Raw genomic sequence first — 12377 nt, forward strand, 5'->3', positions numbered from 1 at the left:
ACTACTTGTTTTTGAATATTCAAATATATAAGTAGCTGTTTTTTAGTTGTATGATATATGTCATAGAATCTTTTAATGTTCTAAAAAATCTATAAGATGTTTTCTGTATTTGTAATAATCGTCGTGTTCCAATACCGATTTTCGGGTGCGGGGTCTTTCAAAATCGATGTTTAAAACATCTCCAATTTTTGCTTTGGGGCCGCTAGTCATCATCACCACGCGGTCTGCTAAAAAAATAGCTTCATCTACATCGTGGGTAATCATAACGGCTGTGATTTTTTCTTTATTCCAAATCTCAATTAAGATATCTTGAAGTTCCCCTCTGGTTAGTGAATCTAACATTCCGAAAGGTTCATCAAGCAGTAATACTTTTGGTTTTATGGCAAATGCTCTGGCAATTCCAACACGTTGCTGCATGCCTTGAGAGAGTTCTGAAGCACGTTTGTTAAAGGCATCCTCTAAGCCTACTTTTTGTAAATAGTATTTGGCAATATCGTTACGTTGTGTTTTGGTGGCATCTGGAAATACTTGATTAACTCCTAGTAATACATTTTGAAGTGCCGTCATCCAAGGCATTAAACTTGGCGACTGAAAAATAACACCTCTATCGGGGCCTGGACCTTTTATGTATTTTCCTAATACTGAAATGTTGCCTCCAGAAATAGGGTTAAGTCCTGCAATCATAGATAGCATGGTTGTTTTACCACAACCAGAGTGCCCTATGATGGTAACGAACTCTTCCTTTCTTATTTGAAGATTCAAATCTTCTAAAACTACATAGTCACCTTTTGGTGTTGGATATACTTTCTTAAGGCCTTTTAGATCCAACATCACCTCATTCGAAGGGAAAAGCCCGTTATCAAGCACAGTTGTTGTTCTGTTTTCTGTTATAATACTCATTGGTTTTTCTTGTTAAAATCGGTTTACAAAATCTTTTGGGCTTAACTCGGGTAATACATATTCTGTTGTTGACACCGATTTTCGTTCATTCCCAATATCCATCAGATATTCAATAATGGCATTTCTGGTTTTTTTGAAATGCGGGTTGTCGTTCATTTCTGTTTTATCTCGTGGGCGGTCAATATCAATTTTAAATTCCGGCCCTAAAGTGGCATTGGGTCCTGGGCGAAGTGGAATAATGCGATCTGCCATGTAAATACCTTCATCTACATCATTGGTAATTAATAGGGCAGTACGTTTGTCTTTCCCCCAAATGTTTAAAATCTCATCTTGTAAATTACCGCGGGTTAAAGCATCTAAAGCCCCAAGCGGTTCGTCCATGATAATCATTTCAGGTTTCATGGCTAATGCGCGCGCTACGGCAACACGTTGGCGCATACCTCCTGATAGTTCCTTCGGACGTTTATTAATAGCGTGCGATAGGCTTACCATGTCTACGTAGTCTGCAACAATACTGTTTAATTCTGCTTTGTTTTTTTTAGGAAACGCCTCTTTAACAGCCATGTAAATATTTTGTCCAACCGTTAACCAGGGTAATAATGAGTAGTTTTGGAAAATAACCCCGCGCTCATGACTGGTGCCAACAACAGGTTCTCCTTTAAACAAAACTTCACCACTTGTAGGTTGTAATAACCCATTTATGAGGTTTACTAAAGTGGTTTTTCCACTGCCTGTAAATCCTACAATGGCAACAAATTCACCTTCTTCAATAGATAAATTAATGTTTGAAAGCACCTCGGTAGCGTTGCCGTCCTTACCATAGGTTTTGTAAATATTATTTAATTCTAAGTATGCCATGTTATTACTGTTTATTTGTTGATTTGTTGAATTGTTTGTTGCGCCTAAACGTTTAAATAATTCAACAGTTAAACACTCGTTTATATGCCATCATTCTTATCAAACGAAATCATGTTTTGAACGGTTAGCATAATTCGGTCTAATAAAAATCCAATACCACCAATAATAAACATGGCAACAATAATTTTGGAGTTAGAATCTATGGCACCGTTTTGGAATTCTTCCCAAACAAACGATCCTAAACCTGGGCTTTGTGCTAATAATTCAATAGCAATAAGTACCATCCAAGAGACCGAAAGTGTAATTCTTAATCCTGTAAAAATGAGAGGTAAGGCTGAAGGCAATATCACTTTGAATATTTTTTGAAAGGTGCCTAGTTTTAAAACTTTGGCTACGTTTATATAATCTTTATCTACTGTTGAAACGCCCATAGCGGTATTTACCAAAGTGGCCCACATGGAACATAAACCAACACTAATGAAGGAGATGATAAAGGCACTGTCAGATTCAGAGTTTTTAGTTAATGTTTTTACAATCATAAAAACTAATAGCAACCAAACTACGGGCGATACGGGTTTTAATATTTGAATTAACCAATTAACCGAACTTCTTAATGTTTTACTCAATCCTATCACAACTCCGATAGGAACCGCTATAAGCAGGGCTAGAAAAAAGCCAGCAAAAACGGTTTTAATACTTGTGAAAATCTGATCTACAAACGATGGTCTTCCAGTATAAGTTATCGCATTTTTACCATCAGATAAACGTTTGGCGTTCAAAGAGGCTGTTTTTTCAATAAATGCAGCTTTATCAGCTCTAATAACAAGGTGATCTTCCAGCAAGGTCTGAAAAGAAGCCCAAACTTGGGAAGGAGAGGGTAGCGTGTTGGGTTGGCATTTTATAGCGCCAGATGCTATACACGCTTCCATGGCATTTGCAGCTTCCTGCCCTTGTTCGGTTAATGCTTTTTCAATTTTGTATTCGGCTTCTATATTGAATAAGGTTTTAGCTCCCATGTGCCATAATCCTATAAATAAGAGCATGGAAGCAAGCGGCACGATTACTTTTCGTAAGAAGTTTTTAAAATCTTCTTTTTCAATGTTCCCTGTAAATATCGATTTTAGTGTTCCTAAGAACCCGAATCCAACAAACTTGGTTATTTTATTCAATGTGATGCTTTGCTTCATGATTGCTAACTTTTTTGAAATTTTACTTTGAATCCTTATTTCCTATTGAGAAACCATTGATGTATCCTATAGGGTCTTTAGCGTCGTACTTGGTACCATCAATAAAATCGGTTGTTGCAGGTTTGTAACCATCTGTTTTTGGTAGATCACTACTCGGTATGTGGCCTTCGGCTACCAATAAATCGGCTGCTTTTTTCCATATGTCTGGTCTGTATATCTTTTTAATAGTTTCGGCATACCAGCCTTCTGGTTTGGCGTTAGGGATTTGTCCCCATCTACGCATTTGTGTTAAGAACCAAATACCATCAGAGTAGAACGGGTAGGTGGCGTTGTATTTGTAGAAAACGTTAAAGTCGGGCATTTCACGTTTGTCTCCTTTTTCAAATTCGAATGTTCCTGTCATAGAATTTGCTAGAACTACTTCATCTGCTCCAACATATTGTGACATCGATAGTATTTTTACAGCTTCCGCTCTGTTTCCTGGTTCATCCAGCCATTTACCAGCACGAATCAACGCTTTTGTAACAGCGATAGCTGTATTTGGGTTTTCTTCCACAAAGGTTTTAGTCATTACAAATACTTTTTCTGGGTTGTTTTTCCAGATGTCGTAATTGGTAACAACTGGCACGCCAATACCTTTAAATACGGCTTGTTGGTTCCAAGGTTCACCTACACAATAGCCGTAAATGGTACCTGCTTCTAAGGTTGCTGGCATTTGTGGCGGTGGCGTAACAGATAGTAACACATCGGCTCCAATTTGTCCTTGAACATTATCGGCGGTGTACATACCAGGGTTAATTCCGGCAGCGGCTAACCAATATCTAATTTCGTAATTGTGAGTAGATACAGGGAAAACCATACCCATTTTAAAGGCATTTCCTTTATTCTTGTATTCGGTAATTACTGGTTTTAAAGCATCTGCTTTTATAGGGTGAATGGGTTTGCCGTCGGCTCCTTTTGGAATATTTGGTTTCATTTTAGACCACACATCGTTGGATACTGTGATGCCGTTTCCGTTTAAATCCATCGAGTAAGCGGTCACTAACTCGGCTTGTCTTCCAAAACCAGCACCAGCAGCAATTGGCTGTCCTGCTAACATATGTGAACCATCTAACTGACCGTCAATAACACGATCCAATACATTTTTCCAGTTAGATTGCGCTTCTACAGAAACGAATAATCCTTCATCTTCAAAAAAACCTTTTTCTTTTGCAATGGCTAAAGGTGCCATGTCGGTCAATTTGATAAAGCCAAAAGTTAATTGTGGTTTTTCAATATCTAAAGTTTTTGTTTTTGAAGTTTCTGTGGCTACCGCTCCAGTGCTTGCTTTCTTTTCTTTACCGCCACAGGCGCTTAGAAGCAACCCAAGTGATAGAACCCATGCTGATTTTGTTAAAATTGATTTCATATTATCTGGTTTTTGAATTTTAATAAGTATTAGTACTTAATTTTTTGACAAATATATAAGTAGTAATCGTTTTAGCTTATGATAAACCATAGGTAACAACCTCTTTTTAATCATGAAAAAACCTGCTAAATAGCAGGTTTTGCGTGTAACTGTTATTTTATGAGTTGATTAGGTGTTGTTGTTTGCTATCCATGCAATACGTATTTTTAGCTGTAGTAAATTAAAATTTAGTGTATGTTAGGATTGAAATGAAGAAAGAGAACTAGCTGTCTAAGTAGAAATTGTGCTCACTAATTTCATTTTTAAGCACTTGAATGTTTGTAATACCTATGCGTCTTCCATTGGCAGCAATAAGTTTTTCTCGTTTTAAGGCTGAAAAAATACGTATCACTTGTTCTTCTGTAGTGCCTGCATAATCGGCATATTCTTTTCTAGTTAGCGGGAGGTTTAAAAGGCCTTTTACGTCTCCAAATTTTCTGTTTATATATAGTAAGGAATCAATAACGCGTTCTCGAACCGTCATTTGGGTTATAGATTTTACTTTGGATTCGCTTTTGTTTAGTTCGTTCGCGTAAAACAGCATGAAATCGTAAGCAAATTTTGGGTTGCTAAGCAGCGTTTCTTGTAGGTTTTGCTTTGAGAAATAACATAATCTTGTGTCTTCTAGGGCTATGGCTCCAATAGAATAGTGTTCTTCGGTACCAAAGCCACGGTGCCCAATAATTTCACCTTCTTTAGCAAACCGCACAATTTGTTCGCGTCCATTAATACCAGTTCTAAAAACTTTTACAGTTCCTTTTAGCACAAAAAACAAACCATTAACGGGAGCACCTTCCATGATAAACTGCTGTCCACGCTTGCATCTTAAATTGCTTTTTTCATCAAGAAGATTAGAGTCTTCAAAAGCAGAGATGTTCTTTTTAATTAGGCAATCACTGTTCTCGCAAGAAAAACAAGATGTGTTTTCAATAACGCGTTTTCGTATAATGGTGTTAGTATGTGCTGTTTTAGTATGCAATATAAGTGTGTGATAACCAGTAATTGGTTGATTGATTTCAAATATACGTATTAATACTTAATTTTGTATATTTAGTACGTATTTTTAAGACTTCTTTAAAATTGGTATGACTCCATTGTAGAGTGTTTAATAAAACGAACTAAATTTTAGTTACTACGTATTTCTTGTTAATTATATGACTTCAAATAGACTTGCAGAAAGTTATTCGTTATATTTGTAAGGATATAACGAATTCTATTATGATACCCATTACTGAAGCTATTCAGCTTATTAAAGCGCAAAGCAAACCGCTTTTAAAAAGCACCTTTAAAACCTTGGAGAAAGCAGGGGGTTATAGACTTTTTGATACGGTTGTTTCTCCTATTAATATGCCGCCCTTTAGGCAGTCGGCAATGGATGGTTATGCTTTGTGTTTACACGATAGCTTAACATATCAACTAATAGGAGAGGTTAAAGCGGGTGATGCGCATCAGCCTATTTTAAAACCAGGTGAAGCCGTGCGTATTTTTACGGGCGCACCTGTTCCAGACTCCGCCAATGCGGTAATGATGCAAGAAAAGGTGATTGTTCATGTGAACTCGATTACCATTGCAAATCGTATTGAGGTTAACACGAACATTCGTCCATTAGGGGAGCAGGTTAAAAAAGGGGAACAAGCCCTTACTAAAAACACGAAATTAACACCTGCTGCTATTGGATATTTAAGTTCATTAGGTGTTTCAACAGTTAATGTGTTTAAAAAACCGTCTATAGCTTTAGTGACTACCGGTAATGAGTTGGTGGAAACTGGCACCGATTTAGCTTACGGAAAAATATACGAGAGCAATTCTAAAATGCTTTTAAGTGCGCTTTATAGTTTGAAGTTTTACGATGTTAGCATTCATAAGGTTGAAGATGATTATGAAAAAACACAATCAAAATTAGATGCTGTTATTAATGAACATGATTTGGTAATTATAACCGGTGGTATTTCTGTGGGTGATTACGATTTTGTTGGAAAAGCATTAAATGCATTAGGTGTTACAGAACATTTTTATAAAGTGAAACAAAAACCAGGTAAGCCCTTGTTTTTTGGAACCAAACAAAATACGGCCATTTTTGCGCTTCCAGGAAATCCTGCTGCTGCGTTAACTTGTTTTTATGTGTATGTGTATATCACATTGCGAAAAATGATGAACCGTAAACTGGTTGAATTACCACGCATACACGCAACTTCTAGGTCCGATTTTAAAAAGTTTGGTGATCGACCACAGTTTTTAAAAGCTACATATACTAATGGTTCTGTTGAGATTTTAGAGGGACAAAGTTCTGCAATGCAGCAAACTTTTGCCCTAGCAAATGTGTTGGTATTTATGGAAGAAGATTGCTCAACGATAGCTGTTGGGGATAAAGTGGAAGTGATTTTGTTACCCGTTTAAATTGAAACCGATGCGTTATAAAATTAAGAGTAGAATTTGGATTGAATGCAACGAGCATGTGCTTTTAGGTGAAGGGCGTGTGCAATTGTTAAAAGCTATAGATGAAACAGGTTCTTTATCAAAGGCGGCAAAAAGCCTAAATCTATCTTATAAAAAAGCATGGACGCTTCTTGATTCGGTAAATAAATCGGCTAAAAAACCAGTGACTATAAATTCAACTGGAGGTAAAGGTGGCGGTGGTGCAGAATTAACCGAATACGGGAAATCCCTTGTTCAGGTTTTCGACGAAATCAATCAAAATTGCTGGAAATTTTTAGATAAACAATTAGCTCAAATCGAGAATTTATAATGTTAGAAACCCAAAACATAAGTTTCTTTCTAATGCTACTTCCTATTGTGTCATTTCTCTACGCGAGCGTAGGTCATGGTGGTGCGAGTGGGTATTTGGCTTTAATGGCTCTGTTTTCGTTTTTACCAGAAGTGATGAAGCCAACAGCGCTGTTGTTGAATCTTTTTGTGGCAGGCATTTCGTTTTACTATTATTATAAGGAAGGATTTTTTAATAAAAAACTGTTTTTCTCGTTTGCATTAACATCCATTCCGTTGGCTTTTTTTGGTGGTACTATCGACATTGATGCCTCTATTTATAAAAAAATATTAGCCGTTTTATTGGTGTTTGCTATTTTAAAAATGCTAAATGTTTTTGGAAAGGAATCTGAAAAAATAAACCAAGTAAAACTGTGGCATGGACTTTTAGTTGGTGGTATTATTGGTTTCTTTTCTGGTTTAATAGGTATTGGTGGTGGTATCATTTTAACGCCACTTATATTACTGCTCCATTGGGGGAATATGAAAGAGGCAGCAGCTGTTTCGGCATTATTTATTTGGGTTAATTCCGCGGCAGGACTTGTGGGGCAACTAAGTAGCGGTGTGCAAATAGAAAGTGATACCCTTGTTTTAGTAGGGGTTGCCTTAATAGGTGGTGTATTTGGAGGTTATTTAGGAAGCAAAAAAATAAACAATCAATCGTTGCGCTATATGTTGGCTTTTGTGCTTGTTATCGCTTGTGTTAAATTGATGTTCACATAAAATGATAGATAAAAAAGACATAACGGGTATTATTTTATCTGGCGGAAAAAGTTCTCGCATGGGTACCGATAAAGGCTTTTTGATGTATGAAGGCAAACAATTTGTACAGCATAGTATTGATGCGTTAAAACCTTTAGTTTCTAATGCTATTATTGTTTCTAATAATGAAGCCTATGATCAGTTTGGTTTAGAACGTATTGGAGATTTTATTGAAAACGGAGGGCCATTGGCAGGAATTTATTCGGGGTTGAAACATTCTTCCTCAGAATATAATTTAGTGTTGAGCTGTGATATTCCATTAATTTCTACAAAAATTTTGATGAAACTATTGGATGCTGTAGATGGTAATTCTGAAGTCATTCAAATAGAAAGTCAAGGGAAGAACATGCCACTTATTGCGCTTTATAGAAAGTCCTGCGAACAGGTATTTTTAAAATTATTAAATGCCGGTGAACGACGCTTACAGCGGGCAGTGAATCAATGTCAAGTAAAATCTGTTGTGTTAACAGAAGCAGATAATTCATTCACGCAAAATATCAATACACCAGCACAATTAAAGGAGATTATAAAATGAATATTAGTATAAAATATTTCGGGTTTATTGCTGAAGTGACGGATTGTGAAGAAGAAACCATTTCCTTTTCAGGAACTACCATTTCTGAGCTATTAGATGTTTTGCATTCTAAATATGAAGCGCTTAAAAATAATGATTTTCAAGTAGCTCAAAATCAAAGTTTGGTGCCATTTGAAACCGAAATAACAGGAAAGGAAATCGCTTTATTACCGCCTTTTGCTGGTGGATAAGTAAGGAGGGAGACTTCTATTTTAAAAAAATTACATCTTTATGAGATATAGCAGACATACCATACTTTCGGAAATCGGACAAGCCGGTCAAGATAAAATTACAAACGCCAAAGTTTTGGTGGTTGGTGCGGGCGGACTTGGGTGTCCTGTTTTGCAGTACCTAGCCGCAGCTGGTGTTGGTGTCTTGGGAATTATGGATTTTGATGTGGTTGAATTATCTAATTTACAACGTCAAATTTTATTTGGAACCTCTAGTTTGGGACAAAATAAGGCTGAGGCTGCAAAAAAGCGGTTGGAAGATTTAAATAGCGATATTTCAATCACCGCTTATGCGGAAAAACTAAGCTATCAAAATGCTTTGGAGTTATTCAGCCAATACGATGTTATTGTCGATGGAACCGATAATTTCGAAACACGTTACCTTATAAACGATGCCTGCATCATTGCTAACAAACCTCTTGTTTTCGGTGCGATTTATAAATTTGAAGGCCAGGTGTCTGTTTTTAATTATAATAACGGACCCAGTTATAGGTGCTTATTTCCTAATCCGCCACAAAAAAACACAGTTCCAAATTGTTCAGAAGTGGGTGTGTTGGGTGTGTTACCCGGAATTATTGGTAGTATGCAAGCCAACGAAGTGTTGAAAATCATTTTAGGTATTGGAGATGTACTCTCAGGGAAATTACTTTGTTATAATGCATTAACAGCGCAAACAACGGTTTTAAAAATTAATAAATCGGAAGCAATTATTGATGCTGTTTTAAAGGGTAAAGATACTTTTAGCGATAAACAAACCGAATTTAATTGTGAGTTTCTAACGGAAGTCGTTTCTATAAAGGATGTTGTATCCAAAGAAAACATTCAATTTATAGATGTTAGGGAAGTGCATGAGCTTCCGAAAGTAGATCTTCTTGATGTGACTGCAATTCCTTTAAGTGAACTAGAAAATTCCATTCATAAAATAGACGGTGAAAAGCAAAAAGTTGTTTTTTGCCAGTCGGGAATACGTAGTAAAAAAGCGGTTTCCGTATTGAAAAATTTGAATATTGACAACTGTTTCAGCCTTAGAGAAGGAGCTTTAGAGATTAATAATCATATAGAAAAGCTAGAAGGTTTTAAAAACCTTTCAGTAAAAAATAAATAATTCAAATGACAGATAAAAAACCAAAAAGCGTGTTTAAAGAAGGCGCTATTTCTTCCGGATTTATAGGAGAATCTATCGCCAAACATCAAACTAAAACCAGTATTGGTGCGCATAATATATTTTTAGGACAAGTACGTGCAGATGTTATTGATGGGAAAACGGTTTCGGCTATCGATTATACGGCTTATGAAGATATGGCGAATATTAAGTTCAATGACATCCGAGAAGCTGCATTTGAAAAGTTTGATTTAACCTGCATGCATATTTATCATAGTTTAGGTGTTGTGAAAGCTGGTGAAATCTGCTTGTTTGTGTTTGTATCATCACCCAGACGTAAAGTAGTTTTTGAAGCTTTAGAATTTATTGTTGAAAAAATAAAAGCCAACGTGCCCGTTTTTGGAAAAGAAATTTTTGAAGACGATTCACATCAGTGGAAGGTTAATAATTAAAAAATAATAAATCGAAAATGGTCGATATCACACATAAAAATACAACACTCCGCACTGCAGTAGCTCAGGCTATTGTGAAAGTGAGTAAACCAGAAACTATTGCTGCTATACAAAACGATATGGTTCCAAAAGGGAATGTGTTTGCTATGAGTAAAGCTGCGGGTTTATTAGGGGTAAAGCGTACGCCCGATATTTTACCCGATTGCCACCCATTGCCAATTGAATTTACAGGCGTGGAATATGAAATAAACGAATTGGAAATCACTGTTTTATTTACGGTGAAAACTATTTATAAAACAGGGGTAGAGGTTGAAGCGATGCATGGAGCCAGTGTTGTTGCTTTAAATATGTACGATATGTTAAAGCCTATCGATAAAGGTATTGAAATCCATCATATTAAATTACTGCATAAAAAAGGTGGTAAATCTGATTTTAAAAACCGATTTAGAACCGATATTACTGCAGCTGTAATTGTGTGTTCCGATACTATTTCAGCGGGACATAAAGAAGATAGAGCTGGAAAAGCAATTATTGAAAAATTAAAAGCTTGTGGTGTTCAAACGGAAGCTTATGAAGTGATTCCAGATGAATTGGAAGCAATTCAAGACAAAGCAAAACGGTATCAAGAAGACGGAATCGACCTCATTATTTATACGGGTGGCACAGGGCTTTCAGCTCGCGATGTCACACCAGAAGCATTGGTACCGCTTTTAGATAGACGCATTCCAGGAATAGAAGAGGCGATTCGTAATTACGGTCAAGATCGCACACCCTATGCGATGCTATCACGAAGTGTTGCCGGTACTATGAAAAACACCTTGGTGTTGGCATTACCAGGATCAACTAATGGGGCCAGTGAATCTATGGACGCCATATTCCCGTCGGTATTGCATATTTTCGGAATATTAAGAGGTGCGAGACATGATTAAGTTGTAATGAAATGAAAAAGGTAGAATTGAAAATGAAAAATGAAACTCCAGTATTACAAGATTTACATGGTAGGCATCATGGGTATTTGCGCATTTCGTTAATAGAACGTTGTAATTTACGGTGTTCGTATTGTATGCCAGAAGAAGGTGTGCCGTTATCTCCTAAAAGTCATTTAATGACTAATGAAGAAATTTACCAAATAGCCAAAACCTTCGTAAAACATGGTGTTACAAAAATAAGGTTAACAGGTGGCGAGCCCTTGGTGCGTAAAGATATTCCTGTGATTTTAGAAAAACTAGCGACGCTTCCTGTGGAATTATCAATCACTTCAAACGCCGTGATTATTGATAAGTTTATTGATGTTTTGAAAGTGAATGGTGTAAACAAAATTAACATCAGTTTAGATTCTTTAGATAGAGGCAAATTCAAACACATTACGCGGCGCGACCAGTTTGACATCGTTTATAAAAACATGTTACTTTTAGTTGAAGAAGGTTTTAAAGTGAAAGTCAATGTGGTGTTAATGAAAGGGTTTAATGAAAATGAAATTATTGACTTCATCAATTTAACAAAAGAGTTGCCTGTTGTAATTCGTTTTATTGAATTCATGCCGTTTGATGGTAATAAATGGGATATGGGTAAAATGGTTTCCTATGCAGAAGTGATGACTTATGTAAATGCAACTTTTTCAGAAGAAAGCATACAACGCTTACAAGATGCGCCGAATGATACTTCTAAAAATTATAAAATATCAGGTTACAAAGGGAGTTTTGCTGTGATTAGTTCGGTTACCAATCCGTTTTGTGATTCCTGTAACAGACTGCGTTTAACCGCTAATGGGCAGCTTAAGAACTGTTTGTTTTCTTCATCAGAATCTGATATATTAACCACGCTTCGTTCAGGTAAGCCAATTGAACCCGTTATTCAAAAAGCGGTGCAAGCTAAATTTAAAGTACGTGGAGGCATGGATACCTTAGAAAAACTTCAAGAGCCTAAATTGCACAGTAATAATAGGAGTATGATTACGATTGGTGGGTAGTTGGTTTGTTTATTTGTGGATTTGTTTATTTGTTGAAATGTGAGCGAAAATAGTATTTATTAAGTGTTTGAAAATTGTTTTTAAACGCAGTTAATTTTTGTCAAACTAAAAGATACATTTCTTACATTTAAGC

The 12377-nt window shown here is 36.3% G+C and carries 14 protein-coding genes; 9 read left to right on the forward strand and 5 right to left on the reverse strand.

The genetic code is table 11. The annotated features are described in order from the left end of the window. Nucleotides 1–72 precede the first annotated feature (72 nt). From Q5N74_RS13950 to Q5N74_RS13970, 5 genes are all read right to left on the reverse strand, one after another. Nucleotides 73–900 carry an ABC transporter ATP-binding protein gene (locus tag Q5N74_RS13950; RefSeq protein ID WP_304389505.1) on the reverse strand — a complete coding sequence of 276 codons (828 nt, stop codon included), beginning with the start codon at nucleotides 898–900 and terminating at the stop codon, nucleotides 73–75. A gap of 12 nt (nucleotides 901–912) precedes the next feature. Continuing rightward, nucleotides 913–1758, reverse strand: coding sequence for an ABC transporter ATP-binding protein (locus tag Q5N74_RS13955; RefSeq protein WP_304389506.1), 846 nt, complete (start codon nucleotides 1756–1758; stop codon nucleotides 913–915). An 80-nt stretch (nucleotides 1759–1838) separates the two neighbouring features. Then, a complete protein-coding gene (locus Q5N74_RS13960) occupies nucleotides 1839–2945 on the reverse strand; it encodes an ABC transporter permease (protein ID WP_304389508.1) in 1107 nt (368 codons plus the stop codon). 22 nt (nucleotides 2946–2967) lie between these two features. Then, entirely contained in the window at nucleotides 2968–4353 is a 1386-nt protein-coding gene (locus Q5N74_RS13965) for a CmpA/NrtA family ABC transporter substrate-binding protein (RefSeq protein ID WP_304389509.1), read from the reverse strand. A gap of 262 nt (nucleotides 4354–4615) precedes the next feature. Continuing rightward, entirely contained in the window at nucleotides 4616–5371 is a 756-nt protein-coding gene (locus tag Q5N74_RS13970; protein WP_304389510.1) for a Crp/Fnr family transcriptional regulator, read from the reverse strand. A 239-nt stretch (nucleotides 5372–5610) separates the two neighbouring features. Between Q5N74_RS13970 and glp the strand changes: the two genes are divergently transcribed. From glp to moaA, 9 genes are read left to right on the forward strand one after another with little or no spacing between them, the layout of a single operon-like run. Further along, nucleotides 5611–6789 (forward strand): gephyrin-like molybdotransferase Glp, encoded by a 1179-nt coding sequence (glp, locus tag Q5N74_RS13975; RefSeq protein WP_304389511.1) that lies wholly within the window; start codon nucleotides 5611–5613, stop codon nucleotides 6787–6789. Nucleotides 6790–6799: 10 nt separating this feature from the next. Continuing rightward, nucleotides 6800–7138: a winged helix-turn-helix domain-containing protein gene (locus Q5N74_RS13980; protein ID WP_304389512.1), complete on the forward strand. Its 339-nt coding sequence runs from the start codon at nucleotides 6800–6802 to the stop codon at nucleotides 7136–7138. Next, a complete protein-coding gene (locus tag Q5N74_RS13985) occupies nucleotides 7138–7878 on the forward strand; it encodes a sulfite exporter TauE/SafE family protein (protein ID WP_304389513.1) in 741 nt (246 codons plus the stop codon). The genes Q5N74_RS13980 and Q5N74_RS13985 overlap by 1 nt, the downstream gene beginning before the upstream one ends. A 1-nt stretch (nucleotide 7879) precedes the next feature. Further along, nucleotides 7880–8452 (forward strand): molybdenum cofactor guanylyltransferase, encoded by a 573-nt coding sequence (locus Q5N74_RS13990; protein ID WP_304389514.1) that lies wholly within the window; start codon nucleotides 7880–7882, stop codon nucleotides 8450–8452. Further along, on the forward strand, nucleotides 8449–8682 hold the full coding sequence (locus Q5N74_RS13995) for a MoaD/ThiS family protein (protein ID WP_304389515.1): 234 nt from the start codon (nucleotides 8449–8451) through the stop codon (nucleotides 8680–8682). Before Q5N74_RS13990 ends, Q5N74_RS13995 begins: the two co-directional genes overlap by 4 nt. 40 nt (nucleotides 8683–8722) lie before the next feature. Then, nucleotides 8723–9826 carry a molybdopterin-synthase adenylyltransferase MoeB gene (gene moeB, locus Q5N74_RS14000; protein WP_304389516.1) on the forward strand — a complete coding sequence of 368 codons (1104 nt, stop codon included), beginning with the start codon at nucleotides 8723–8725 and terminating at the stop codon, nucleotides 9824–9826. Between the two features lie 5 nt (nucleotides 9827–9831). Further along, nucleotides 9832–10275, forward strand: coding sequence for a molybdenum cofactor biosynthesis protein MoaE (locus Q5N74_RS14005; RefSeq protein ID WP_304389517.1), 444 nt, complete (start codon nucleotides 9832–9834; stop codon nucleotides 10273–10275). 17 nt (nucleotides 10276–10292) lie between these two features. Further along, on the forward strand, nucleotides 10293–11204 hold the full coding sequence (gene moaCB / locus Q5N74_RS14010; RefSeq protein ID WP_304389518.1) for a bifunctional molybdenum cofactor biosynthesis protein MoaC/MoaB: 912 nt from the start codon (nucleotides 10293–10295) through the stop codon (nucleotides 11202–11204). An 11-nt stretch (nucleotides 11205–11215) separates the two neighbouring features. Further along, nucleotides 11216–12244 (forward strand): GTP 3',8-cyclase MoaA, encoded by a 1029-nt coding sequence (gene moaA, locus Q5N74_RS14015; protein ID WP_304389519.1) that lies wholly within the window; start codon nucleotides 11216–11218, stop codon nucleotides 12242–12244. Nucleotides 12245–12377: the final 133 nt, after the last annotated feature.

This window comes from Mariniflexile sp. AS56 (assembly GCF_030552475.1).
In the GTDB taxonomy this organism is placed as follows: Bacteria; Bacteroidota; Bacteroidia; order Flavobacteriales; family Flavobacteriaceae; genus Mariniflexile.